The 24,054-nt window shown below is 71.0% G+C and carries 19 protein-coding genes, 1 pseudogene and 1 riboswitch; of the genes and pseudogenes, 9 read left to right on the top strand and 11 right to left on the bottom strand.

The features are described from left to right. Positions 1-419: 419 nt before the first annotated feature. The 3 genes from OG928_RS16820 to OG928_RS16810 are packed head-to-tail and all read left to right on the top strand — an operon-like array spanning position 420 to position 4,602. Positions 420-2,588, top strand: coding sequence for an MMPL family transporter (locus OG928_RS16820; protein ID WP_406284445.1), 2,169 nt, complete (start codon positions 420-422; stop codon positions 2,586-2,588). Positions 2,589-2,611: 23 nt separating this feature from the next. Then, positions 2,612-3,937 carry a sensor histidine kinase gene (locus OG928_RS16815; protein ID WP_406284443.1) on the top strand — a complete coding sequence of 442 codons (1,326 nt, stop codon included), beginning with the start codon at positions 2,612-2,614 and terminating at the stop codon, positions 3,935-3,937. After that, the gene (locus OG928_RS16810) at positions 3,934-4,602 is read left to right on the top strand and encodes a response regulator (protein WP_406284441.1); all 669 of its coding nucleotides are present in this window, start codon (positions 3,934-3,936) and stop codon (positions 4,600-4,602) included. The genes OG928_RS16815 and OG928_RS16810 overlap by 4 nt, the downstream gene beginning before the upstream one ends. A gap of 99 nt (positions 4,603-4,701) precedes the next feature. Here OG928_RS16810 and OG928_RS16805 read toward each other — a convergent pair whose 3' ends face one another. The 4 genes from OG928_RS16805 to OG928_RS16790 all read right to left on the bottom strand — a co-directional run bounded on the left by OG928_RS16805 (position 4,702) and on the right by OG928_RS16790 (position 7,800). Further along, positions 4,702-5,163 carry an NUDIX domain-containing protein gene (locus OG928_RS16805; protein ID WP_406284439.1) on the bottom strand — a complete coding sequence of 154 codons (462 nt, stop codon included), beginning with the start codon at positions 5,161-5,163 and terminating at the stop codon, positions 4,702-4,704. A 101-nt stretch (positions 5,164-5,264) separates the two neighbouring features. After that, positions 5,265-6,164, bottom strand: coding sequence for a LysR family transcriptional regulator (locus tag OG928_RS16800; protein WP_406284437.1), 900 nt, complete (start codon positions 6,162-6,164; stop codon positions 5,265-5,267). A 74-nt stretch (positions 6,165-6,238) separates the two neighbouring features. Next, complete coding sequence (locus OG928_RS16795; protein WP_406284435.1) at positions 6,239-7,360, bottom strand: cystathionine gamma-lyase; 1,122 nt, start codon at positions 7,358-7,360, stop codon at positions 6,239-6,241. Between the two features lie 62 nt (positions 7,361-7,422). Beyond that, positions 7,423-7,800, bottom strand: a complete 378-nt coding sequence (locus tag OG928_RS16790) for a phage holin family protein (protein ID WP_406284433.1) — start codon at positions 7,798-7,800, stop codon at positions 7,423-7,425. A gap of 81 nt (positions 7,801-7,881) precedes the next feature. Between OG928_RS16790 and OG928_RS16785 the strand changes: the two genes are divergently transcribed. The 4 genes from OG928_RS16785 (at position 7,882) to thiC (ending at position 11,125) form a co-directional block, all read left to right on the top strand. After that, positions 7,882-8,199, top strand: coding sequence for a cupin domain-containing protein (locus OG928_RS16785; protein WP_406284431.1), 318 nt, complete (start codon positions 7,882-7,884; stop codon positions 8,197-8,199). A 55-nt stretch (positions 8,200-8,254) separates the two neighbouring features. Beyond that, positions 8,255-8,920 (top strand): thiaminase II, encoded by a 666-nt coding sequence (gene tenA, locus OG928_RS16780; RefSeq protein ID WP_406284429.1) that lies wholly within the window; start codon positions 8,255-8,257, stop codon positions 8,918-8,920. 119 nt (positions 8,921-9,039) lie between these two features. Continuing rightward, positions 9,040-9,240, top strand: coding sequence for a hypothetical protein (locus OG928_RS16775; protein ID WP_406284427.1), 201 nt, complete (start codon positions 9,040-9,042; stop codon positions 9,238-9,240). Positions 9,241-9,300: 60 nt separating this feature from the next. Beyond that, positions 9,301-9,409: riboswitch (TPP riboswitch) on the top strand. Beyond that, positions 9,401-11,125, top strand: a complete 1,725-nt coding sequence (gene thiC, locus OG928_RS16770) for a phosphomethylpyrimidine synthase ThiC (RefSeq protein ID WP_406284425.1) — start codon at positions 9,401-9,403, stop codon at positions 11,123-11,125. It overlaps the preceding riboswitch by 9 nt. Positions 11,126-11,191: 66 nt before the next feature. Here the strand turns inward: thiC and OG928_RS16765 are convergent, their stop codons facing one another. Together OG928_RS16765 and OG928_RS16760 are read right to left on the bottom strand one after the other, a co-directional pair. Beyond that, complete coding sequence (locus OG928_RS16765) at positions 11,192-11,485, bottom strand: putative quinol monooxygenase (protein ID WP_406284423.1); 294 nt, start codon at positions 11,483-11,485, stop codon at positions 11,192-11,194. Next, complete coding sequence (locus OG928_RS16760) at positions 11,439-12,419, bottom strand: helix-turn-helix domain-containing protein (protein WP_406284421.1); 981 nt, start codon at positions 12,417-12,419, stop codon at positions 11,439-11,441. The genes OG928_RS16765 and OG928_RS16760 overlap by 47 nt, the downstream gene beginning before the upstream one ends. A gap of 380 nt (positions 12,420-12,799) precedes the next feature. Here OG928_RS16760 and OG928_RS16755 point away from each other — a divergent pair, with 380 nt between their 5' ends. After that, positions 12,800-13,231, top strand: coding sequence for an ester cyclase (locus tag OG928_RS16755; protein ID WP_406284419.1), 432 nt, complete (start codon positions 12,800-12,802; stop codon positions 13,229-13,231). A gap of 12 nt (positions 13,232-13,243) precedes the next feature. Here the strand turns inward: OG928_RS16755 and OG928_RS16750 are convergent, their stop codons facing one another. From OG928_RS16750 to hisC, 5 genes are all read right to left on the bottom strand, one after another. Further along, positions 13,244-14,983: a GAF domain-containing protein gene (locus OG928_RS16750; protein WP_406284417.1), complete on the bottom strand. Its 1,740-nt coding sequence runs from the start codon at positions 14,981-14,983 to the stop codon at positions 13,244-13,246. Between the two features lie 178 nt (positions 14,984-15,161). Beyond that, the gene (gene cydD / locus OG928_RS16745; RefSeq protein WP_406284415.1) at positions 15,162-18,812 is read right to left on the bottom strand and encodes a thiol reductant ABC exporter subunit CydD; all 3,651 of its coding nucleotides are present in this window, start codon (positions 18,810-18,812) and stop codon (positions 15,162-15,164) included. A 31-nt stretch (positions 18,813-18,843) separates the two neighbouring features. Next, positions 18,844-19,881, bottom strand: coding sequence for a cytochrome d ubiquinol oxidase subunit II (gene cydB, locus OG928_RS16740; protein WP_406284413.1), 1,038 nt, complete (start codon positions 19,879-19,881; stop codon positions 18,844-18,846). A gap of 12 nt (positions 19,882-19,893) precedes the next feature. Continuing rightward, complete coding sequence (locus OG928_RS16735) at positions 19,894-21,330, bottom strand: cytochrome ubiquinol oxidase subunit I (protein WP_406284411.1); 1,437 nt, start codon at positions 21,328-21,330, stop codon at positions 19,894-19,896. A gap of 309 nt (positions 21,331-21,639) precedes the next feature. Further along, entirely contained in the window at positions 21,640-22,746 is a 1,107-nt protein-coding gene (gene hisC, locus OG928_RS16730; protein WP_406284409.1) for a histidinol-phosphate transaminase, read from the bottom strand. 204 nt (positions 22,747-22,950) lie between these two features. On the opposite strand from hisC, the pseudogene OG928_RS16725 reads away from it, so the two are divergent. Continuing rightward, positions 22,951-24,013, top strand: a pseudogene (locus OG928_RS16725) (LacI family DNA-binding transcriptional regulator); the annotation flags it as partial. Between the last annotated feature and the right edge of the window lie 41 nt (positions 24,014-24,054).

Raw genomic sequence — 24,054 nt, 5'->3', positions numbered from 1 at the left:
GGGCACGGGGTCCGCCGGAGGCCGGCCGCATGCCGAGGATCCTGTCGGGGGCCGCTTGGGATTCGTTGGGCGTGTGCTTGGCGATCACTGTTCCCGGAGCGTTCCCGGAGCGTTCGCGGAGCTCGTCCCGTCGCCCGCCGGGTTCATCCCGGGGCACGAGGCCGTCGTACTCCCGCTGGAGTACGACGTCACACCCGCGTATGCGTGCGTGGTGCGCCCCTCTAGTCCCGGGGGCGGAACTTGCGTTGGCAGTGTGCTTTTCATTTGAACGCCGCCCTGGGCCCCGCCTACCTTCGAGGCTGACACCACCAGCGTTCTCTCGGCTCGTGCGGCGATCGGCGCGGCTTGTGAAATGGTTCACAAGACGCCATCGGGGGCCGGTCACACCGCGGGATCGCGCACGTATCTGAGGAGATTCGATGTTCGGACGACTCGGCAGGCTCGTCGTCCACAATCCCTGGAAGGTCATCGCGGGCTGGGTCGTAGCCGCGGTGGCCCTGGTTCTGTTCGCTCCGAGCCTGAGCGACCTCACGAACCAGGACCAGGCGAGCTTCCTGCCCAGCAAGTACGAGTCGGTCCAGGCCGACAAACTCGCCGAGAAGGCCTTCCCGCAGTCCACCGAACAGACCGCGCTGCTCGTGTTCAAGCGCGGTGACGGCAACGATCTGACCGAGGCCGACAAGACCAAGGTGAAGCAGATCGCGGCCGATCTCGGTGGCGCCGGCGTCGAGCACGTCAGCAAGGTCGAGGCCGGTCCCGCCGAGGGCAAGATCGCCCTGGCCACCTCCTACATCAAGGGCGAAGAGCAGGACAAGTTCGTCAACGAGGCGCTCAAGGACCTGCGGGACAAGGCCAAGCCGATGGTCGAGGGGACCGACCTCAAGCTCGGCTTCACCGGTGGCGTGGCGATCAACGTCGACAACGAAGAGGCCTTCAAGAAGGCCGAGGCGATCGTCGGCATCGTCACGATCGTGCTGATCATCGTGCTGCTCCTGGCGATCTACCGCAGCCCGATCGCGGCGCTGCTGCCGGTCCTCATGGTCTTCCTGGTCTCGATGGTCGCGTCGCCCGTGATCGCGATCGTCGGAAAGGCGACCGGCCTCCAGGTCGACCAGTCGCTCAACACGATCCTGATCGTCGTGCTGTTCGGCATCGGCACCGACTACATCCTCTTCCTGCTCTTCCGCTATCGGGAACGACTGCGCGCGGGCGACGACAAGAAGCAGGCGATGATCGTCTCGGTCGAGCGCGTGGGCGAGGCCATCGCCTCCGCCGCCGGCGCCGTCGTGATCGCCTTCGGCGCGATGCTGCTCGCCACCTTCGGCTCGTTCAAGTCGATGGGTCCGGGGCTGGCCATCGCGGTCATCGTGATGGCGATCGCCGCGCTCACCCTGGTGCCCGCGGTGGTGTCGCTGATCGGCCCCAAGGTGTTCTGGCCGTCCAAGACGTGGCAGAAGACGCCCAAGGGCACCGCGTTCAACAAGATCGGCGGCCTGGTCGGCCGCAAGCCGGCCGCGGTCGCGATCGTCTCCGGCGTGATCATGGTGGCCTTCGCCGCCGGCGCGCTGAACTTCAAGGCCGACTACGACCAACTGAGCCAGCTGCCGAGCGACACCGAGTCGGCCAAGGCGATGAAGGACATGCAGCTGTCCTTCCCGGCGGGCACGCTCAACCCGACCAAGGTCTACGTGCAGAGCAAGGCCGGGGCGAAGCTGGACCGTGCGGCCGTCGAGAGGTTCGCGACCTCGCTCACCGACACCAAGGGCGTCGACGAGGTCAGCGCCGTGGGCGACGTCGAGCCCAAGCCGCACGCCAAGTACAGCGACGACGGCACGTCCGCAGAGATCGGGATCATCCTCAAGGACAGCCCCTTCGCGAACTCGGCACTCGACACGATCAAGCCGCTGCGCGCCGAGGTACACGAGAAGGCGCCCGAGGGCACCAAGGTCATGGTCGGCGGCTCGACGGCGTCCTTCACCGACATCCGCTCGGCCACCAACCGCGACCTCTCGGTGATCTTCCCGGTCGCCGGCCTGCTGATCGCCCTGGTCCTGGGTCTGCTCCTGCGCAGCGTCGTGGCCCCGTGGTACCTGATGCTGGCGGTGGTCCTGGGCTTCATCTCGACGATCGGCGCGACCGTCCTGGTCTTCCAGACGCTGATGGGCAACTCCGGCGTGATGTTCATGCTGCCGGTGATGATCTACATGTTCGTGGTGGCCATCGGCACCGACTACAACATCCTCATGGTCGCCCGATTGCGCGAGGAGGCGAAGGAGGGCCACGAGCCGCGGAAGGCCGCCGCCCTCGCAGTCGAGCACGCCGGTCCCTCGATCGCCGCCGCGGGTGTCATCCTGGCAGGGACGTTCGCGTCGCTCATGATGGCGGGCATCGACATGATGACCCAGATGGGCTTCGCGGTCTCGATCGGTATCTGCATCTCGGCGTTCGTGATGTCGATGTTCCTGGTCCCCTCGGTGACCGCCCTCATCGGGCACAAGGCATGGTGGCCGGGACACGGCGACCGGGCCCGCCCGGAGACCGGTCGCGGATACGAGGACAGGGAGCCGGTACTCGCCGGGGACCGATGACCCGGTAGGACCGAGGAGAACAGATGGCGAAGGAAGGCCCCGCGCGAGCGTCCGTGCGGGGCCTTTCCGCGCGCGGAGCCGACCCCGCCGGGCAGCGCGACCCGGAGGAGCCCTGGCTGCTGCCGCTGCCCAAGGCGCTGGCGCGTCGGCTGCCGTGTCGAGCCTGGGTCGGCGACCTGCTGCTGATCGGCCTGGTCCTGTTCATGGTGATCTGCGGCACGCTCGCGCAGCCCAAGCAGCACGACACCACCGGCACGCCCGACGCGCTCAACCTGACCATCGCCGGGCTGACCTGCCTGGTGCTGATCCGGCGCCGGCAGTGGCCGCTGACGGTGCTGGCGCTGACCGAGGCGGGCCAGGTGTTCTACCTGGCCGCCGACGGGCCCGACGGCCCGATCCTGATCCCGACCATGGTCGCGCTGTATTCGCTCGCCTCGCGCGGACAACTGCGCCGCTCGGTGTGGTTGGCGTCCGCGGTGGCCGTGTTCCACACGCTGATGCGGATAGGGCTCACCCCGGACGGGTTCCTGTCGCCCGAGAAGTACCTCTCGGGCATCTGGATGTACCTGCCGGTCGCGATCGGCGAGGCGGTCCGCGCGAAGCGCGCCTACTGGGCCGAGGTCCAGGCCCGGCTCGCGCGCGCCGAGCACGAGCGCGAGGACGAGGCCCGTCGCCGGGTCACCGCCGAGCGGATGCGGATCGCGCGCGAGCTGCACGACGTGGTCGCGCACAGCATCGCGATGATCAACATCCAGGCGGGCGTGGCCGCGCACGTGATCGACCGGGACGTGCCGCAGGCCAGGGAGGCCCTCGTGCACATCAAGGTGGCCAGCCGGGACGCGCTCGCCGAACTGCGCACCACCCTCGGCGTGCTGCGCCAGGACGGCGACAGCGACATGCCCACCGAGCCGACGCCCGGCGTGGACGGCGTGGGCGCGCTTGTCGCGTCGTACCGCAACGCGGGCCTGCCGGTTCTCCTGGAGGAGTCCGGCGAGACGTGGACCCCGTCCGCGCCGGTCGGCCTGGCGCTGTACCGCATCGTGCAGGAGTCGCTCACCAACGCGATGAAGCACGCCGGCGACGGCGCCTCGGCGATCGTGCGGGTCGTGTACGGCGAGCGCGCGGTCGAGGTCGACGTGCTCGACGACGGCCGCGGCACGCCGCCGGCGCAATCGGGGAACGGTGCCGACGGCACCGGCCACGGGCTGCTCGGCATGCGGGAACGGGCGGTCGCCGTGGGCGGTTCGCTCGCGGTCGGCCCCGGCCCCAACGGCGGTTTTTCGGTACACGCGGTGCTACCGCACCACAAGGGCGCGCTTGTCGCGCGTCGGGACGGAGATTCCTCATGACGGTGCGCGTGCTGATCGCGGACGACCAGTTGCTGGTCCGGTCGGGCTTCAAGGTGCTGGTCGGCAGTGACCCGGAGCTGGAGGTCGTCGGCGAGGCCGCGAACGGCACCGAGGCGGTCGCGCTGGCCAAGGAGACCCGCGCCGACGTGGTCCTGATGGACATCCGGATGCCGGGTATGGACGGCTTGGAGGCCACTCGCCGGATCGTCCGCGACGACGACCTCGTGGGCGTGCGCGTGCTCGTGCTGACCACGTTCGAGGTCGACGACTACGTCTTCGAGGCACTGCGCGCGGGGGCCAGCGGCTTCCTGGTCAAGGACACCGACCCCGAGGACCTGCTGAAGGCGATCAAGACCGTCGCGGCGGGCGACGCGCTGCTCTCGCCGGGGGCCACCCGCGCCCTGGTGGCCCGCTTCCTGTCCCAGCCCGAGCCCAAGGTGGCCGCGCCGGATCGCCTGGACGCGCTCACCGACCGCGAGCGCGAGGTGCTCTCGCTGGTGGCGGCCGGGATGAGCAACGACGAGATCGCCGAGCACCTGTTCGTGTCCCCGCTGACCGCCAAGACCCACGTCAGCCGCGCGATGGTCAAGCTCGGCGCGCGCGACCGGGCCCAGCTCGTGGTGATCGCCTACGAGTCGGGGATGGTCCGGCCCGGACGCGGCTGAGCGCCGCCCCCGGGCCCTTGGCGACGAGCGACGAGTGCCGCGAGTGCCGCGAGTGCCGGGCGGCCTGGGCTGACCCGGCACCCGGCACCCGGCGCCGGGTCAGCCCAGGTCGCCCGCGAGCAGTGTGTGGATGCCCTCGATGTTGGCCCCCAGGTAGGCGGCGAGGCTGGCGGGGACCAGGCCGACCGAGGCCAGCCCCTCCGGCGTGAACGGCACGCGCACGATGTCGTATTCGCCGTTGGGCTCGTCGACCTCGGGCCCGTGCCGCAGCGCGGGGTCCATCGATTCCAGCCGGCACGCGAAGAAGTGCTGGACCTTGACCCCGCCGGGCTCGGGCACGGTGTCCACGAACGCGGGCACCGGGCGGCCGATCTTGCCGCCGAGCTCCTCGAACACCTCGCGCCGCAGCGCCTCGGCCACCGTGGTGTCCTCGGGTTCGACCCCGCCGCCGGGGGTGATCCAGTAGGGCGGACTGTCCGGCTTCGTGCGTTTGATCAGCACCATCCGGTCGTCTTCGTCGAGCAGGATCGCGCGTGCCGTCCGCTTCACCACTGAGCGCATCGTCGGGTCCCTCTGCTTTCTCCGCCGGGCGGTTTCCCCGTCTGATGTCTCCCTTTCCGGCCGGACGGGGGGTTTATGCCTGTGCGGGGCGACGTTCGGGATCACGCCCAGCGCGCGGCGCGCGCGATCAGCTCGCCGTGCAGGTGCGCGATGTGCGGTTGGCTCAGCGTGCCCTCCCGAACCGCGAGGAACACCGTCCGCAGCGGCGGCAGTTCGGGTTCGAGCAGCGCGACGATCGTGCGCCGCTCGAGCGCGTCCGCGCACAGGTAGCGCGGCAGCACCGCGATGCCCTGACCGGCGCGTACGCACTCCAGGACGGCGCGCAGGTCGGGGACGACCACCGCGGCCGGGACGGTGGGCTTCGCGTCGAACACGGTCGACCAGTACCGCCGGATCAGCGGCTGCTCCTCGGCCTCGCTGACCAGCGGCGCGGCCTCCAACGCGGGCGGACCCTGGGCCAGGATCCGGCTCGGCGGGATCCGCGCGGCCCAGTTCGGCGCGCCCACCAGGACGTACTCCTCGTCGGTGAGCGGCGTGCCGGATATCCCGCGCGTGCGGGGGCGCACGTCGGAGATCACCAGGTCGAGTCGGGCCGCGGCCAGGCCCGCGAGCAGTTCGTCGCCGGGGCCCAGGGTGACTCGTAACCGCAGACCGCGCCGGACCAGGTCGCCGAGTGAGGGCAGCACGCGCAAACCGGTCAGTTCGATCGGGCCGCCCAGGTGCACGGTGCGCCGCATCGGGTCGGTGCCGTGCACCTCGCGGGCCGCGATCTCCTCGATCGCGTCCAGGTGCGGGGCGAGTCGGCGGGCGAGCTCGTCGGCGGGGCCGGTCGGCGCGACGCCGCGCGGCAGCCGTTCGAACAACTGCTTGCCGACCTGCTTCTCCAGGGTGCGTATCTGCGCGGTTATGGCGGGCTGCGAGAGCCCGAGCGACGCGGAGGCCCGGGTGAACGAACCCGCGCGGTGTACGGCCAGGAAAGTGCGCAACAGCGTCAGGTCCACGGGTCCCCCGTCTCGTGCCCCCCGACCACTCCGCAGAGTCGGGGACATCACGTGATCTTGCCCGAAGTCGCAGGTCAGCCCGAGGAAGCGGCGTCCAGTGCGCGCAGGATGTCCGTGATGAGATCCCCGGTGTCCTCACAACCGGCCGAGAACCTGACGAATCCCTCCGGTACATCGTTGCCGGCCCAGCGCGCGCGGCGCTCGGCCATGCTGTGCACGCCACCGAAACTCGTGGCTTCGGCGACCAGTTCGAGCGCGCCCAGGAACCGGCGAGCGGTGTCCGCGTCGGCGAGCGTGAAGCTCACGACGCAGCCGAACCGCCGCATCCGACGGGTTGCCACATCGTAGGCCGGATCGCCCTTGAGTGCGGGGTGTCGCACGTCGGCGACGTCGTCGCGACCGAGCAGCGCCTCGGCGATCGCGAGGGCGTTGGCCGCCTGGCGGTCCACGCGCAACTGCAGTGTGGACAGCGAGCGATGGGCGAGCCACGCCTCCATCGGCCCCGGCACCGCGCCGGTGAGCGAGCGCCACGATCGCACCCGGGCGGCGAGTTCGGCACCGGCGCAGGCGACGTATCCGAGCAGCACGTCGCTGTGCCCGGTCAACGCCTTGGTGCCACTGGCCACCGAGAGGTCGGCGCCGAGGGCGAGCGGGAGTTGGCCCAGCGGCGTCGCAAGCGTGTTGTCGACGGCCACCAGCGCTCCCTGTTCGTGTGCGAGCGTCGCGATCCGCTCGATGTCGCACACGTCCAGGCCGGGGTTGCTGGGCGTCTCCAGCCACACGAACCGGGCGCCGATCAGGGCCTGTTCGATCTCGTCGCCGGCGGTCGGCGCGAGCCGTACGGTGACCCCGCGCGCGGCGAGGTGCTCGCCGACCGTGCGGGTGGCCGGGTAGCCGTCGCCGGGCAGGACGACCACGTCGCCCGGCGTCGTGAGGCCGAGCAGCACGGCCGAGACGGCGGCCATCCCGGACGCGAAGGTTACGGTGCCGGCGGCGCCCTCGAGCGCGCCGACGGCATCCTCCAGGGCGGTCCAGGTCGGATTCGCGTAGCGCCCGTACTGGTAGGGCCCGGCCGGCTCGCCGGGCAGGTGGTAGGTGCCCGCGAAGACCGGTCCGGGCAGGAAGGGGTCGCCCGCCGCGTGCCCCGGGCTGCCGGCCCGGACGGCGCGCGTCCCGTCTGTCCACTCGGAGGTCACCCGGCTCCTTCGGTCGGTCGTGCGGTGGTTTCACGTTTCACGTTTCACGTGAAACCCGATGCTCAGTCGCGGTCCAGGACCAGGCTCAGGAACCAGCTCACGATGCTGATCACCAGCGCGCCGAGCAACGCGGTCCAGAAGCCGTCGATGTGGAATTCGAGATCGAGCTTGTTGGAGATCCACTCGGTCAGCCACAGCATCAACGCGTTGATGACGAACGTGATCAGACCCAGGGTCAGGACGAAAAGCGGCAGGGAGAACAGCTTCACGACCGGTTTGATTATCGCGTTGACGATCCCGAAGATGAGCGCGACGACCAGGAGTGTCTTGATCCTGGTGCCGGTCGACTCGCCTTCGGCGAGGTCGATGCCGTGCACGAGCCAGCTGGCGAACCAGATGGCCAGGGCGTTGACTACCAGTTTGATGAACAGGTTTTTCATATCTTGATGCTGGCATCAGGTGGGGTCCTCCCGCTTGAGCCTGACGGGAAAGCCTGTTCGTGTCGGCAAGGAGTTGGTCACATGAAGGCGTTTCGGCTCGACGATCTGGACGCCGAGCGCGTCTTCGAGAAGGGTGCCTACCTCCGGTTCCTCAACGAGCGGAACTTCTCGATCGGCCTGTACGGCCTCGAACCGGGCGAGACCGACACCCAGAAGCCGCACGATCGGGACGAGGCGTACGTCGTGATCAGCGGTCGGGGCTCGCTGACCGTGGGCGAGGAGTCCACGAACGTCGCGCGCGGCAGCGTCGTGTACGTGCCGGCGCACGTCCCGCACCGCTTCCACCGGATCACCGAACCGCTGCGCGTCCTGGTGTTCTTCTCGCCACCGGAAGCCTGAACAGGCGCGTGTACGACAATCGGGTGTCAAGGTCGAACGATCGGGAGTACATCTGATGGCGTTTCGCGACGAACTGTGGGCGGCGATAGAGGACGTCTACGCGTCGATCCTCGACCACCCCTTCATCCACGGGCTGACCGACGGCACGCTCTCGCGCGAGGCGTTCCGGCACTACGTGGTGCAGGACTCGCACTACCTGCGCGACTACGCCAAGGCACTCGCGGTGTGTGCGGCGAAGGCGCCGGACGAGGCGACGACCGTACAGTTCGCGAGCGACGCCGCCGGGGCGATCGCCGCCGAGCGCTCGCTGCACGAGGGCTTCATGGTCGACTTCGGCAGCTCGGTGGCCGACGCCACCGCGACCGAGCCGGTACTGCCGGCGACCCGCGCGTACACCAGCTACCTGCTCGCGACCGTGTACAACGGTTCGTTCGCCGAGGGCGTGGCCGCGGTGCTGCCGTGCTACTGGATCTATGCGCGGGTCGGCGACGCGCTGCTGGCGAAGGGCTCGCCCGACGAGCTGTACCAGCGCTGGATCGCGACCTACGGCGCCGAGGAGTTCCAGCAGACCGTGCGGGCCGTGCTCGACCTGGTCGACCGGATCGGCACCGACCTCTCGGCGACCGAGCGGGCCCGGATGATCGAGCACTTCACCACGACCGCGCGCTACGAGTGGATGTTCTGGGACGCCGCGTGGCGCGGGGAGAGCTGGCCGGTCTGAGCTCGGACGCCGCCCCGCCGACCGGGCCGGAACCGTGGGTCCGGGTATGACGTGTCCACCCGGGGAAGGTGGTCCTTGGGTGTACGTCTCGCGTGGGATCGCGTGACTGGGAGTTGACGATGCAGACATGGCCGAAGTGGGTACGGATCGCCGTTCCGGTGGTCGCGCTGGTGCTCGTGTGCTGGTTGCTGATCTGGCTCTTCTCCGCGTTCCTGATGCCGATCGTCAAGGGCGTCGTGGGGCTGTTCGTCGTGGTCGGGATGGTCGTGCTCGCGCGCTCGGCGATGGTCGGCCGGGAGCCGCGCGACCCGCTGCGCTGATTCGCCGGCGGGGGCGTGCTGGTCGTGCGGCCCGGGGTGTGTCAGGGTGGGCACGCACATACGGAGATACACGGGAGCTCGGGGCACCGGGCTGAGAGGGCGCTGTAGCCGCGCCGACCGCAGAACCTGACCGGGTAATGCCGGCGTAGGGAGCTTTTCCATGACCCAGCACGACGCCTCGATGTCCGCTGCCCGACAGACGGTCACCAGCGGGCCGATTTCCCCCGCCCACCACCGCGGCTATGTCGCCGGATCGCGCGAGGACCTGCGCGTACCGGTTCGCACGGTGCATCTGACCAACGGCGAGACGGTTCGCCTGTACGACACGTCGGGGCCGTACACGGACCCCGCCTTCGAGGTGGACGTGCGGCGCGGCCTGCCCGCGCTGCGTTCCGCGTGGATCGACGAACGCGGCGACACCACGCGCTACGACGGCCGGATCGCCGCGCTCACCCCCGCCGACCTGGCCGTGCCCGGCGCGGGGGCTCGCCCGCGGCGCGCCAAGGGGTCCGACGCGGTGACCCAACTCGCCTACGCGCGAAGGGGGTTGATCACCCCGGAGATGGAGTTCGTGGCGATCCGCGAGGGCCTGTCGCCCGAGCTGGTCCGGGACGAGATCGCCGCCGGGCGCGCGGTGCTGCCCGCGAACATCAACCACCCCGAGATCGAGCCGATGGTGATCGGCAAGAACTTCCTGGTGAAGGTCAACGCGAACATCGGCAACTCGGCGGTGTCCTCCTCGATCGAGGAGGAGACCGACAAGCTGGTGTGGGCGATCCGGTGGGGCGCGGACACGGTGATGGACCTGTCCACCGGCAAGGACATCCACACCACGCGCGAGTGGATCGTCCGCAATTCGCCGGTGCCGATCGGCACGGTGCCGCTGTACCAGGCTCTGGAGAAGGTGAACGGCGCGCCGGAGGCGCTGACCTGGGAGCTGTACCGGGACACCGTGATCGAGCAGTGCGAGCAGGGCGTGGACTACATGACCGTGCACGCCGGCGTGCTGCTGCGCTACGTGCCGCTGACCGCGCGGCGCAAGACCGGGATCGTCTCGCGCGGCGGCTCGATCATGGCCGCGTGGTGTCTGGCGCACCATCAGGAGAACTTCCTGTACACGCACTTCGCCGAGCTGACCGAGATCCTGCGCGCGTACGACGTGACCTACTCGCTGGGTGACGGCCTGCGCCCGGGATCGATCCACGACGCCAACGACGCGGCGCAGTTCGCCGAGCTGGAGACGCTGGGCGAGCTGGGCCGGATCTCGCGGTCGATGGACGTGCAGGTGATGATCGAGGGCCCCGGCCACGTGCCGATGCACAAGATCAAGGAGAACGTCGACCTCCAGCAGCGGATCTGCGACGAGGCGCCGTTCTACACGCTCGGCCCGCTGACCACCGACGTCGCGCCGGGCTACGACCACATCACGTCGGCGATCGGCGCGGCGATGATCGGCATGTGGGGCACCGCGATGCTCTGCTATGTCACGCCGAAGGAGCACCTGGGCCTGCCGGACCGGGACGACGTCAAGGCGGGCGTGATCGCCTATCGGATCGCCGCCCACGCGGCCGACCTGGCCAAGGGCCACCCGGGCGCGCAGGCGTGGGACGACGCGCTCTCGGACGCGCGCTTCGAGTTCCGCTGGCAGGACCAGTTCGACTTGGCGATGGACCCGGACACGGCCAGGTCCTACCACGACGCCACGCTGCCGGCGGAGCCCGCCAAGACCGCCCACTTCTGCTCGATGTGCGGTCCGAAGTTCTGTTCGATGCGGATCAGTCACGACATTCGGGCGGCGGGTGAGGAGGCCGAGGCGGGGATGGCGGCCAAGTCCGCGGAGTTCGCGGCGGCGGGCAACCGGCTCTATTTGCCGCTGGCCGACTGACGATCGGGCCATGGGTGACGTCCCGGGAGCGCTGTTGCGCTCGGGACGTCACCCCTTGGTTCGGGCTCAGGCGACGAATGAGGTGAGGGTTTCCGCGAACTCGACCTCGGGGTCTCCCACCAGCAGTTCGGGGAGCCGGGCCAGCAGGCCGGTCACGTACGGTGCCGCGAAATGCGCGTCGCAGGCGTCCCGGTCGACGAACTGCTCGGTGACGACGAAGCTTCCGTCCTCGCGCCGGCCGATCGCGTACGCGACCGCGCCCGCTTCGCCGCGGGTGTGTCCCGCCACCTCGCGCAGCGCGTCGGCGAGGGCGTCAGCGCGGTCGGGCTTGGGGCGCAGGATCGCGGTGACCATGGTCATGGTGTCGCCTTTCACTCGGGGTCGTCGGTGTCCAACCCTGGCCCCGGACAGCGGACGACTCATAGTAGAAATGCGACATCCCACGCCCGAGGACCGCCGCGGGCGTGCGCCCGGTGAATCGGCGGAACTCGCGGATGAAGTGGTTCTGGTCGTAGAACCCGGCGTCGAGGGCCGTCGCCAGGTAGCGCGGTTCGTCGTCCAGCAGCAGTGTCCGCGCGGCGTGCTGGATGCGGGTCAGCTGTTGGAACTCCTTGGGCCCGACTCCGACGGCAGGCGGGAAGCGTCTTTGCAACTGCCGTACGCTCAGGCCGGTTTCCGCGGCCAAGTGGTCCACGCGCACGGCCCCGCGGCGCCGATAGACGAGGTCGGCCGCGGCCAGGACGCGGGACTCGCCCGCGCTCTCGGACCGGCGGCGGTCGATGAGGGCGCGCAGTTCCCGGTCCAGGGCCGCGACGCGTGTCGGCCCTGCGGGGGCCGCGCGGACCACGTCGGCCAGCCGCCGTCCCGCGGCGTGCCACGCGTCTTCGGCGGAAACCGTCGTGTCCGCCACATCGTCGACATCCGCCGCCAGCAGGCACCGCAGCGCCCCGGCGCGGAAACGCACCGCGAGGAAGGCCGCTCCGTCCGGTGAGGGGGTGAGCGACCAGCGGTTGCGCCGCAGGCAGACCAGATGGGCCGGGGGCAGCCGGGCCGGCACGGAACCATCGTGGGCGTGCGCGGTCACGTGGCCGCGCAGGTGGATCCACAACTCGGCGCCGGTGCCCGGCCACAGATCCGGCAGCGACGCGGCCAGCGGGTCCGGCGCGGTCGCACACCACCAGTAGCGCTCGACGTATCCGGCGAGGGCACCGCTTGGCGACGCGCACCCGATGCGCGGAGGCAGCGATGCGCCCACCGCCGGTCCGAGCGCGGCGGCGACGGGGAATGACGACACGGGACCAGCGTAGGCAGCCCCGGCCGCGCGGCTTGCTTGAGCTCGTGAGCAGGTGCCCATGGGCGGCGAGCAAGCGGCCGACCTCGGGGACGTCCTTGAGCGGTTGCACTAGGTTCACGATCACGTGGGTGCGGGCCGCCGTGCGTTCGCCGGCGATGTCACCGGAGATGACGAGCCGTTTCCGGTGACCGGGTTCTGACGAACGGCGCTCGGACGTCGGCATCGAGCCGTTCGACGAGTACGTGGCGAGGTTTTCGGTGGCGTGACGCGCCACCCCCGGGCAGGGTCGTCGAGGCGTGGGTGCGGTCTGACGGACAAGGACGATTTGTACCGATATGTGAGAAAATTGGAGAGTATACCTCACAGCCAGGAGGTGGATCATGGGACAGGCACGTGAAGCCATGGATCGGCTCACCGAGGCGGTTACCACCACCAAGGATCTCAAGGCCCTCGCCGAGCTATTCGCCGAGAAGGCGATCGCCGTCACACCGGACCAGGGCGAGATCCGGGGGCGGGAGAACATTGTCGAATACTGGCGTCAGATGACGGACGCGGTGCCGGACGGCACCTACATACCGGTGTACAAGTTCGAGTCGGGTGACACGGCGATGGACGAGGGGTTCTTCCAGGGGACGAACACCGGCCCGCTGGTGTTGCCCTCCGGGGATCGGCTGCCGGCCACCGGCAAGCAAGTCCGGATCCGGGGTTGCGACTTCGCCACGGTGGAGGACGGCCGGATCGTCAGCTACCGCCTCTACTTCGACCAGATGGAATTCCTCGGGCAGCTGGGGCTCCTCCCCGGCATGGCGTGACGGGTCACGCCCTCACACCGGCACCGACCAGGTGACCGTCGTCCCCTTGCCCTCGGGCCCCGGGCCGAAGCCGGCTCGGCCGCCCAGTTCCTCGGCGCGGCCGGCCAGGTTGCGCAGGCCGCTGCGGCGGCCGCCCGCCGGGATGCCGACGCCGTCGTCGGTGACGGCGAGTTCGATGCTCCCGCCCGCCACCACGAGGGACACCTCGACCCGCGAGGCCCGCGCGTGCCGGGACGCGTTGGACAGGATCTCGCGCAGTGCCGCGAGGAGTTGCTCGGCGACGTCGTCCGGCACGGTCGAGTCGACCGGCCCCGCGAAGGTCACCGTCGGGTCGAAGCCGAGCGCGGACGCCGCGGCGCCGGCCTCGCGCAGGACTCCGCCGCGCACTCCGGTCGGTCCCTCGCGCGGCGGGTTCTGGAGCGCGAAGATCGTGCTGCGGACCTCGCGGATCGTCGCGTCGAGTTCGTCCACGGCCTGGTTGACCCGGGTGACCACGCCCGGCACCTTCGCGAGCCTGGCCGCGCCCTGGAGCAGCATCCCGGTCGCGAACAGTCGCTGGATGACCAGGTCGTGCAGATCGCGGGCGATCCGGTCGCGGTCCTCGAACACCGCGAGTCGTTCCCGGTCGCGCTGAGCGCTCGCGAGCATGATCGCGATCGCGGCCTGGCCGCCGAACGCCTGTGCCATCGAGCGTTCGGTCTGCGCGAACGGGACCGCGCCGATCCGCTTGTCGAGTTCGAGGGCACCCAGGACGCGGTCGTTCGCGATCAGCGGCACGAGCAGGCCCGGGCCGTAGCAGCGGGACTTGTCCAGCGTCACGTTCGCGTCGGTGCTCATGTCGGGGATGAAGATGCTCCGCCCGGCGTTGATCGCCTCCGCCAGCGGCGTGTCCTTCCCGACCACCGTGCCGCCGAAGCCGGCGAGGTCGTCGCCGGCGGTGACCTCGACCTGGTAGGAGCCGTCCGGCTGCGGAAGGTACATCGCGGCGAAATCGGCCTCGGCCAGGTTGCGCGCGCGCTCCGCCACGACGGTGAGCGCCTCGTCGGGGTCGTGTGTGCTCAGCAGCGTCGTGGTGACGTCGGCCGAGCCCATGATCCACTTCTCCCGGCGGGCCGCGCTCTGGAACAGGCGCGCGTTCTCGATCGCGACCCCGGCGGCGGCCGCGAGCGCGCGGACGACCTGCTGGTCCTCGGCGCTGAAGCCGGGCCGGCCGCGCTTCTCGGTCAGGTAGAGATTGCCGAACACCTCGTCGCGCAGCCGGATCGGGACGCCGAGGAACGAGTGCATCGCGGGATGGTTCTCCGGGAAGCCGTACGACGCCGAGTGCCGGGTCAGGTCGTCGAGCCGCACCGGTTCGGGATGGTCGATCAGCAGCCCGAGGATGCCCCGACCGTGTGGGAGCTCGCCGATCCGCTCGCGCTCCGCCGCGTCGATGCCGACCGTGATGAAGTCGGACAGGTCGTTGTCGGCGCCGATCACGCCGAGCGCGGCGTAGCGCGCGTCGACGAGGTCGGCCGCGGCCTCGACGATCCGGCGCAGCGTGGTGTGCAGGTCGAGGTCGGCGCCGACCTCGATCACGGCTTCGAGCAGCCGCTGGAGGCGATCGCCGGTGGCCGCCGCCGAACCCAGCCGCTCGACCACCTCGGCCACCAGATCGTCCAGACCGAGCGCGGCAAGTTCGGGCATGCGCTTGTCGCGATCCGGTTCGCCGGGACCTTCGGCGCTGGTGGGACTGCCGGTGCCGTTCGCCATAAGTAGAGCCTATGCGCGCCAATCCGGATGAACCGGTCGAAACTCCCCGGAAATGCGTACGGATCCGTTGACGTGCCTCGGTGCGGGCGCCGGAGCCGGAGCGGAGCCGGACCCCTGCCGGACCCGGACCCGGACCCGGACCGGTGCCCGGTCACCGACCGCACGGGCTCGAAGACGCCTAGGCCATCGCCGCGGCGGCCGCGTGCTCGCGATCGAGCAGTGTTCGGAACGCGCCCGGGGACTCGCTGAGCTGCGCCCAGGTGCCGCGTTGCAGCACGCGCCCCTCGACCAGCACGACGATCTCGTCGACCGCGGCCAGACCCGTGAGCCGATGCGTCACCATCAGCGTGGTCCGGCCCCGGGTCGCGTCCAGGAGGTCGGCGGTCAGCGCGTCGGCGGTGGGCAGGTCCAGGTGCTCGGCGGGCTCGTCGAGGAGCAGGATCTCGAAGTCGGCGAGCAGCGCGCGGGCCAGTGCGAGCCGTTGCCGCTGGCCACCGGACAGCCGCGCGCCGTGTTCGCCGACCATCGTGTCCAGGCCCTCGGGGAGGGTGTCGACCCAGTCGAGGAGGCGGGCCCGGGCCAGCGCCGCGCGGATCGCGGCCTCGTCGCAGCCGGGTCGGGCCAGCCGCAGGTTCTCGCGCAGGGAGCTGTCGAAGACGTGCGCGTCCTGCGCGCACAGCCCGATCACGCGGCGCACGTCGTCGCCGGCCAGGTCGGCGACGGGGACGCCGCCCAGGGTCACGGCGCCGCCCGCGGGCTCCAGGAAGCGCAGCAGCACGTTGGCCAGCGTGGTCTTGCCGGAGCCGCTCGGGCCGACCACCGCGAGCCGCTTGCCGGGGGTGAGGTCGAGGTCGACGCCGGCCAGTGCCTCGGGGCCGTCCGGGGTCCAGCGGGCGCGCAGGTCGCGCACCCACAGTGTGCGCGGCGCCGCGGGCAGCGCGCGCGGGTCGGCGGGCTCGGATACCGGTTCGGGGGCGTCGATCACCTCGAACACCCGGGCCGCCGCGCGGCGCGAGCCCTCCAGGTGCCGGCCGGCCGCGGGCAGCACGACGGTGGCCTCGAACGCGGCGAGCGGGGTCAGGATCACCAGCGCGAGCAGGACGCCGTCGAGGCGGTCGGCGTGTACGGCGGCGACGCCCACCAGCGCGGAGGCCCACACGGTCGCGCCGGTCACGAACGCGGCGAGGCCCGCGCCGACGCCCGCGCCGCGGGCCTGGGCCGCCTCGGTCGCGCGCAGGCGTTCGTCCACCTCGGCCACGGCCGCGAGGCGTGCGGGGGCCTGGCCCGCAGCGATCAGTTCGGGGGTGCCGCGCAGCAGGTCGACCACGGCGGCGGAGAGTTCGCCGCGCACGGCGGCCACCCGGCGTTCCGCCCGCCGGGCGACCCGGCCGGCCAGCCACGGCACCAGGACGCCGGCGCCGAGCAGCCCGAGCAGCAGCACGCCACCGGCCTCGGGCAGCACGATCGCGACGGTGACCACCGCGCCCGCGCCGACCACGGCCGCGACGCACGCGGGCAGCAGCGCGCGGAGGAAGAAGTCCTGGACCGCGTCCACGTCGGCGACCAGCCGGGACAGCAGGTCACCGCGCCGGAAGGCGGGCAGCCCGGCCGGCGCGAGCCGCTCCAGGCGCTCGTACACCTGTACGCGCAGCCGGGCCAGGATCCGGAAGGCCGCGTCGTGCCCGATCAGCCGCTCGACGTAGCGGAACACCGCGCGCGAGACGCCGAAGGCGCGTACCCCTGTGACCGCGACCATGAGCGTGAGCACCGGCGGGTGCTCCGACGCGCGCGAGATCAACCACGCCGAGGTGGCCATCAGCGCGACCGAGCTGCCCAGCGCGAGCGCCCCGCACAACACCGCGAGCGCCAGGCGACCGCGCAACGGCCGGGCCAGCGCGAGCAGCCTGCGGCCCGGACCGGAGCCGGCCGCGCCGACCGGGGTCGGTGGGTACTCGCCGAGCCGGTCTTCGCCGAGCGGTTCCCCGGGAGACGCGTCGTCGAGAGGCCCTTCCGCGACCCCGACCGCGCCCGCGCCCGCGCCCGCGACCGCAACCCCGCCCCCGACCGCGTTCGGCGTCACCGCGTCCCAGGTCAGGTCCGCCTCGCCGGCCGCCTCCGCCGCCCGCGCGGCGTCCACCGTCGCCCGCGCGCCGGCCGCCGCGTGTGCCCCGGCCGGGCCCCGCTCGGCGGGCGCCGAGGTCAGCGCCACGACCCGGTCCGCCAACGGCAGCAGCGCCGGCCGGTGTGCGACCAGGACGACCGTGCGCCCCCGTGCCAGCCGACGGACCGCCTCGACGATGGTGGCCTCGCTGTCGCCGTCCAGGTTCGAGGTCGGCTCGTCGAGCAGCAGGATCGGCCGGTCCGCGAGGAACGCCCGGGCCAGCGCGAGGCGTTGCCGCTGGCCCGCCGACAGGCCCGCGCCGTCCTCGCCGAGCGGCGCGTCGAGCCCGCCCGCCGCCGCGACGAAGTCGGCCGCGCCGGCGTCCGCGAGCGCGCGCCGTACCCGCGCGTCGTCGGCGTCCGGCCGAGCCAGGCGCACGTTGGCGCCGATCGTGCCGGCGAACAGGTACGGCCGCTGCGGAACCCACGCGATGTGCGCGCGCCACGCGGCCGGATCGAGCTCCGCCAGGTCCACCCCGCCGACCGTGACCCGGCCCGCGGTCGGTCGGGTGAAGCCGAGCAGCACCGACAGGAGCGTGGACTTGCCGCACCCGCTCGGCCCGGTCAGCGCGAGCGTCTCGCCCGGGCGCACGACCAGGTCCACGTCGGCCGGGGAGGCGTCCGTACGCCCCTGGTGCTGCACCGTCAGGCCGGTGAGCACGAGGTCGGCCGAGCGCGGGTCCGGCACCTCGGTGGTGCCCGCCGGGACCTCGGGAGCGGTCTCCAGGACCGCGAACACCTGGTCCGCGGCGCTCACGCCCTCGACGCTCGCGTGGTACTCGGCGCCCACCTGACGCAGCGGCAGATACGCCTCGGGCGCCAGGATCAGCACCACGAGCGCGGTCTCCAGGCTCAGGTCGCCGTCCACCAGGCGCAGGCCCACGCCGACCGCGACGAGCGCGACCGAGATGGTCGCGAGCAGTTCGAGCGCGAACGAGGACAGGAACGCGATCCGCAGCGTCTTGAGGGTGGCCTTGCGGTAGTCGTCGGTGATCGTGCGGATCGACGCGGCCTGCGCCTTCGCGCGGCCGAACACCTTGAGCGTGGGCAATCCCGCGACGACGTCGAGGAAGTGCCCGGCCAGCCGGTTCAGGACCGTCCACCGGCGATCCATGTACTTCTGCGTGGCCATCCCGATCAGCGCCATGAACAGCGGGATCAGCGGGAGCGTGACCGCGATCGTCAGGGCCGAGATCCAGTCGCCGAACACGACCCGCGCGAGCACCGCCACGGGCACGGTGATCGACAGGATCAGCTGCGGCAGATAGCGCGCGAAGTAGCCGTCCAGGGCGTCCACACCGCGGGTCGCGAGGGTGGTCAGCTCGCCGGAGCGCTCGTGGTTGAGCCACGCGGGGCCGAGCCGGACGACGTGTGCCAACAGTCGCGAGCGCAGTTGCGACTTCACCGCCGCCGACGTGCGGTGCGCGACCACTTCGGTGAGCCACGCGAGCACCGAGCGGCCGAGGGTGACCCCGGCGAACCACCCGAGCTCGGACCACAGGTCCGCGACGCCCGCCCCCTGCTCGAAGGCCCGCACGACGATGCGGGCGAGCAGGCCGGCCTGGACGAGTACGAGACCCGCGCCCGCCGTGCCCAGCACCACGGTCAGGGCCAGAAAGCCCCGGGTGGCTCGGGCATGGGTCAGCAGGCGCGGGTCTACAGGCTTCACGAACGCTCTCTCGTCGTGCCGGTGTCGGGGGTTATTTCCCGACGAGGTCGGACGCCGCCGCCCCGAAGGCCGGCTTGGTCGGGATGCTCTTGGTGCTGATCCGCTTGCGGAACACCCAGTACGTCCACGCCTGGTAGCACAGCACGATCGGGGTCATGAAGGCGGCGACCCAGGTCATGATCTTGAGCGTGTAGGGCGTGGAGGACGCGTTGTCGATGGTCAGGTTCCACGCCGAGTCCAGGCTGGAGGGCATCACGTTCGGGAACAGCGACAGGAACAGCATCGCCACCGCGGCGATCACGGTCACCCCGGACAGGGCGAAGGCCCAGCCCTCGCGGCCGAGTCGGTTCATCCCCAGTGCCGCGAGCAGGGCCACCACCGCGACGATCATCGCGGCGAGGGTCCTGCCGTTGCCGTTGTCGACCTGGGTCCAGGTCAGGAAGGCGAGCGCGAGCACCGCGGTGAGCAGTCCCAGCCTGCTCGCCAGCGCGTTGGCCCGGCCGCGGATGTCGCCGTTCGTCTTGAGCGCGACGAACACCGCGCCGTGGAAGGTGAACAGCACCGTGGTGACCACGCCGCCCAGCAGCGCGTACGGGTTGAGCAGGTCGAGCAGGTTGCCGACGTACTCCTTGTCCGCGTCGATCTTCACCCCGCGGGTGATGTTCGCGAACGCGACGCCCCACATGAACGCGGGGACCAGCGAGCCCCAGAAGATCGCCGCCTCCCAGCCGCGCTTCCAGCGGTCCTCGTCGCGCTTGGCGCGGTACTCGAACGCGACGCCGCGCAGGATCAGCGCCACCAGGATCAGCAGCAGCGGCAGGTAGAACCCGCTGAACAGGGTCGCGTACCACTCGGGGAAGGCCGCGAAGGTCGCGCCGCCCGCGGTGATCAGCCAGACCTCGTTGCCGTCCCAGACCGGACCGATCGTATTGATCAGCACCCGCCGCTCGGTTTCGTTCCGGGCCAGCACCTTGGTCAGGATGCCGACGCCGAAGTCGAAGCCCTCCAGGAAGAAGTAGCCGATCCAGAGGACGGCGATGAGCAGGAACCAGAATTCGTTGAGGCTCATGACGCGTCTCCCTTAGTACGCGAAGGCCAGCGGCCGGTCGGCGTCGTCGCCGTCGCCCGATGGGTGGTCCGGATCCTTGCTCGCGGCCGGCTTGATCGGCTCGGGCCCGGCCTTGACATAGCGGCGGATCAAGCCGAGTTCGACCACCGCGAGGGCGCCGTACAAGAGCGTGAACACGATCAGCGAGGTCAGCACCTCACCCGTGGACACACTCGGCGACACGCCCGCCTCGGTCTTGAGCACCCCGAAGACGAGCCACGGCTGGCGGCCCATCTCGGTGAAGATCCAGCCGAAGGAGTTCGCCGCGAACGGGAACGCGATCGTCCACAGGCCGATCCGGTACACCCAGGGGTTGGTCGGCAGCTCGCGCTTGCGCCTGGTCAGCCACAGTCCGACCAGGCCGATGCCCGCGGTCACCATGCCGACGCCGATCATCAGCCGGAACGACCAGTAGGTGACGAAGATGTTGGGCCGGTAGTCGCCGGGGCCGTACTTGACCACCGACTCGTTTTGCAGGTCGTTGATGCCGGGCAGTTCGGCGTCGAAGTCGTTCTTCGCGAGGAAGGAGAGCGCGCCGGGAACCTCCAGGGCCATCTTGTTGTGGCCCCTGTTGACGTCGCCGACGGACAGTATCGAGAACGGCGCGGGCTTGGAGGTCTCCCACAGCGCCTCGGCCGAGGCCATCTTCATCGGCTGCTGCTCGTACATCAGCTTGCCCTGCATGTCGCCGGTGAGCGCGAGGCCGATGCCGGCCAGGACGGACACCCACAGGCCGAGCCGCAGCGACGGGCGGAAGACCGCGACCTCGTTGCGCTTGCGCAGGTGCCAGCAGCTGATCCCGATCAGGAAGCCGCCGGCGACCAGGAACGCGGCCGGGAGGATGTGCAGGAACGCGGCGATCGCGGTGTTGTTGGTGAGCACCGCGAGGAAGTCGGTCAGCTCGGCGCGACCGGTCTCCGGGTTTATCCGGTACCCGACGGGGTGCTGCATCCACGAGTTCGCGGCCAGGATGAAGTAGGCCGACAGGATGGTGCCGATCGCCGCGGCCCAGATCGTCGCGAGGTGGATCCGCTTGGGCAGCCGCTCCCAGCCGAAGATCCACAGGCCCAGGAAGGTCGACTCCAGGAAGAACGCGACCAGCGCCTCGATCGCGAGCGGGGCGCCGAAGACGTCGCCGACGAAGCGCGAGTAGTCGGACCAGTTCATCCCGAACTGGAACTCCTGCACGATGCCGGTGACCAGGCCCAGGGCGAAGTTGATCAGGAAGAGCTTGCCCCAGAACTTGGTGGCGCGGAGATAGTGCTCCTTCCCCGTGCGCACCCATGCGGTCTGCAGACACGCGACGAGAATGGACAAACCCATCGTCAATGGGACGAAGAGGAAGTGGTAGACGGTCGTGACGCCGAACTGCCACCGGGCTACGTCGAGTGTTTCGACGGCGAGGTCCATGGGCCCCTCATTCCTCCTGCTTGCCGGTCGTGTCTCGCGCGAGTGCACGATTGGTTCACGATGCACGCGCCGAACCCGCGCATCCGCCCGACACTCCGCCGAGTAAACCCGGAGGAAACGGGGTGGACGTGCCGATTCACCGGCCCGACTTTGTGAATGTGTTCACAAGGAAGAGCTTGTGCATCCGTTCACAAACACTAGCGAGCCCCCTCGGGCACCCCTTGAGGGGGGTACCCGAGAGGGCCCGAAGTGGTCCGAACGGACCGAAAAAGCTGCGTGGCGACCGGAGTTGGCGAGGCCGCCCCGGGGCTACCGGTCCATGAAGCGCTCGGCCTGGGCCAGGAAGATCGTGTTCGCCTCGGTCTCGCCGATGGTGATCCGGCAGCCCTCGCCGTCGAACGGCCGGACCGTGACCCCGGCGGCCTCGCACATCGCGGCGAACTCGGCGGTGCGCTCGCCGAGCCGCAGCCAGACGAAGTTGGCCTGCGAGTCGAAGACCGTCCAGCCCTGCCCGACCAGCGTCTCCAGGACGCGCGTGCGCTCGGCGACCAACGCCTCCACCCGCTCCAGAAGTTCGGCCTCGGCGCCCAGCGACGCGACCGCGGCGACCTGGGCGAGCCGGTTCACGGCGAACGGCAGCCCGGTCTTGCGCAGCGCCTCGGCCACGGGCTCGTGCGCGATCGCGAAGCCCACCCGCAGGCCGGCCAGGCCGTACGCCTTGGAGAAGGTGCGCAGGACCGCGACGTTGGGCCGCTCGCGATACAGGTCCAAGCCGTCCGGGACCCGCTCGTCGCGGATGAACTCGCGGTACGCCTCGTCCAGCACCACGAGCACGTCGTTCGGGACCCGGTCCAGGAAGCGCTCCAGCTCGGCGCGGTGGATCACGGTGCCGGTGGGGTTGTTCGGGTTGCACACGAAGATCAGCCGGGTCCGCTCGGTGACCGCGTCCGCCATCGCGTCCAGGTCGTGGCTCTCGTCGGCGAGCAGCGGCACCTGCACCGGGGTCGCGCCCGCGAGCCGGACCAGGATCGGGTAGGCCTCGAACGAGCGCCACGCGAAGATCACCTCGTCGCCCTCGCCCGCCGTCGCGTTCACGAGCTGCTGTGCGACGGTCACCGAGCCGGTGCCGGCCGCGATATGCGACGCGGGCACCCCGAAGCGCTCGGCGAGCGTGTCGACCAGCTCGGTGTTCGCGGGGTCCGGGTAACGGTTCATCTCGCCGACGGCGTCGGCGACCACCTTGTGCACGCTCGGTAGCGGCGGGTAGGGGTTCTCGTTCGACGAGAGCTTGAACGCCGGAGTGCCGTCGGAGACCGCCGCCGGTCGGCCCGCCTTGTAGGCGGGCAACCCGGCCAGAGCCGCGCGCAGCTTGGGGGCGGCACCGGTCTCGTCCGTGTTTCGGGGCTGCTGGGTCACGCCCGTCCTCCTCGCATACTGTTCGGGGTGCCTGGGCGCACGTCCCGGTCTTCTCACCCTATGGTCCGTCGTCCCGGGGGTGGATTGCCGGGCGGCTCGGGACCCCGGCCGGAGATTCAGGTGCAGGTATGGGGTGAACCGTTTCTTCGTAAAGCAATGACATGAACCCGGCCAGTGCGTCCCATTCGGCCTACTGTCGGGACGATGACAGCGCCTGAGGTACCGCGCGCGGGGCGACGGATCCGGGTCGGCATCCGGGACGTCGCAGCGGCCGCCGGAGTGTCGATCACGACCGTCTCCGACGCACTCAACGGCAAGGGTCGACTGCCGGACACGACCCGTGTGCACGTGCGTGAGGTCGCGGATCGGCTGGGCTATCGACCCTCGGCCGCCGCGCGGACACTGCGGACCGGGAGATCGGGGCTGCTCGGGCTGACCACGACGATGCGCTCGGCCGAGCCGTTCGCGCTCACCGAGTTCGCGTGGTTCGCCGAACTGGTCCGCGCGGCGACCGCCACCGCGCTCGATCGCGGCTACGCGCTCGTCGTGCTGCCCGCGTCCTCGCCGCACGACGTCTGGGGCAACGTCGCGCTCGACGGCACGATCGTGGTCGACCCGGTCGACGACGACCCGCTCGTGCTCGAACTGCTGAACCGCGGCGTGCCCGTGGTCAGCGGCGGCCACCCCGGCTCGACCCCGGTGTACGGGTGGGTGGACAACGACCACGCGGCGGCGGTCCGGTGCGTGCTCGACCACCTCGCCGAGGCCGGCGCCCACCGGATCGGCCTGCTCGCGGCGGCGGACGGACCGGGCGCGGGCAAGGGCGTCGCGGGCTACCGGGCGTGGTGCGCGGACCTGGGTGTGGAGCCGATCACCGAGGAGTACGAGGCGCGGACCCCGGGCGCGGGTCGCCGCGCCGCGGACCGGCTGCTCGACCACGCGCCCGACGCGGTGTTCGGGCTGCACGAGGGCTGCGCCGCCGAGCTGCTCGGCGCGGCCCGCGCGCGCGGCCTGCGGGTGCCCGAAGACCTCCTGCTCGCGTGTTGCGGCGAAGGGGCCGACCCGTCGGTGACGTCGCTGAGCCTGCAGCCGGCGCTGGCCGGCGCGTGGGCGGTCGAGCTGCTCGTGGGCGTGATCGAGGACGCCGCCGCGGGGCCGCTGCTGCCGGCCCAGCGCACCGTCCCGACCCGACTCTCGGTCCGGGACTCCTCCCGCCGCCCCTGATCGGACGACCGATCCGACGCCGTCCCGGTGGCCCCGTGGCAGCACTCCGCTCCGGCTCGCCGAGAGCCGGGGCCGCCCGTTTCG

It is taken from the genome of Embleya sp. NBC_00896, assembly GCF_045207785.1.
GTDB lineage: Bacteria > Actinomycetota > Actinomycetes > Streptomycetales > Streptomycetaceae > Embleya.
The sequence above is the reverse complement of the archived record's forward strand: the minus strand, read 5'-3'. Positions and strand labels throughout refer to the sequence as shown.

Bases quoted from the DNA above. Each gene is read 5' to 3' on its own strand.
- OG928_RS16820 (WP_406284445.1), top strand. From the start codon at position 420: ATGTTCGGACGACTCGGCAGGCTCGTCGTCCACAATCCCTGGAAGGTC.
- OG928_RS16815 (WP_406284443.1), top strand. From the start codon at position 2,612: ATGGCGAAGGAAGGCCCCGCGCGAGCGTCCGTGCGGGGCCTTTCCGCG.
- OG928_RS16810 (WP_406284441.1), top strand. From the start codon at position 3,934: ATGACGGTGCGCGTGCTGATCGCGGACGACCAGTTGCTGGTCCGGTCG.
- OG928_RS16805 (WP_406284439.1), bottom strand. From the start codon at position 5,163: ATGCGCTCAGTGGTGAAGCGGACGGCACGCGCGATCCTGCTCGACGAA.
- OG928_RS16790 (WP_406284433.1), bottom strand. From the start codon at position 7,800: ATGAAAAACCTGTTCATCAAACTGGTAGTCAACGCCCTGGCCATCTGG.
- OG928_RS16785 (WP_406284431.1), top strand. From the start codon at position 7,882: ATGAAGGCGTTTCGGCTCGACGATCTGGACGCCGAGCGCGTCTTCGAG.
- tenA (WP_406284429.1), top strand. From the start codon at position 8,255: ATGGCGTTTCGCGACGAACTGTGGGCGGCGATAGAGGACGTCTACGCG.
- OG928_RS16775 (WP_406284427.1), top strand. From the start codon at position 9,040: ATGCAGACATGGCCGAAGTGGGTACGGATCGCCGTTCCGGTGGTCGCG.
- thiC (WP_406284425.1), top strand. From the start codon at position 9,401: ATGACCCAGCACGACGCCTCGATGTCCGCTGCCCGACAGACGGTCACC.
- OG928_RS16765 (WP_406284423.1), bottom strand. From the start codon at position 11,485: ATGACCATGGTCACCGCGATCCTGCGCCCCAAGCCCGACCGCGCTGAC.
- OG928_RS16755 (WP_406284419.1), top strand. From the start codon at position 12,800: ATGGGACAGGCACGTGAAGCCATGGATCGGCTCACCGAGGCGGTTACC.
- OG928_RS16750 (WP_406284417.1), bottom strand. From the start codon at position 14,983: ATGGCGAACGGCACCGGCAGTCCCACCAGCGCCGAAGGTCCCGGCGAA.
- cydB (WP_406284413.1), bottom strand. From the start codon at position 19,881: ATGAGCCTCAACGAATTCTGGTTCCTGCTCATCGCCGTCCTCTGGATC.
- OG928_RS16735 (WP_406284411.1), bottom strand. From the start codon at position 21,330: ATGGACCTCGCCGTCGAAACACTCGACGTAGCCCGGTGGCAGTTCGGC.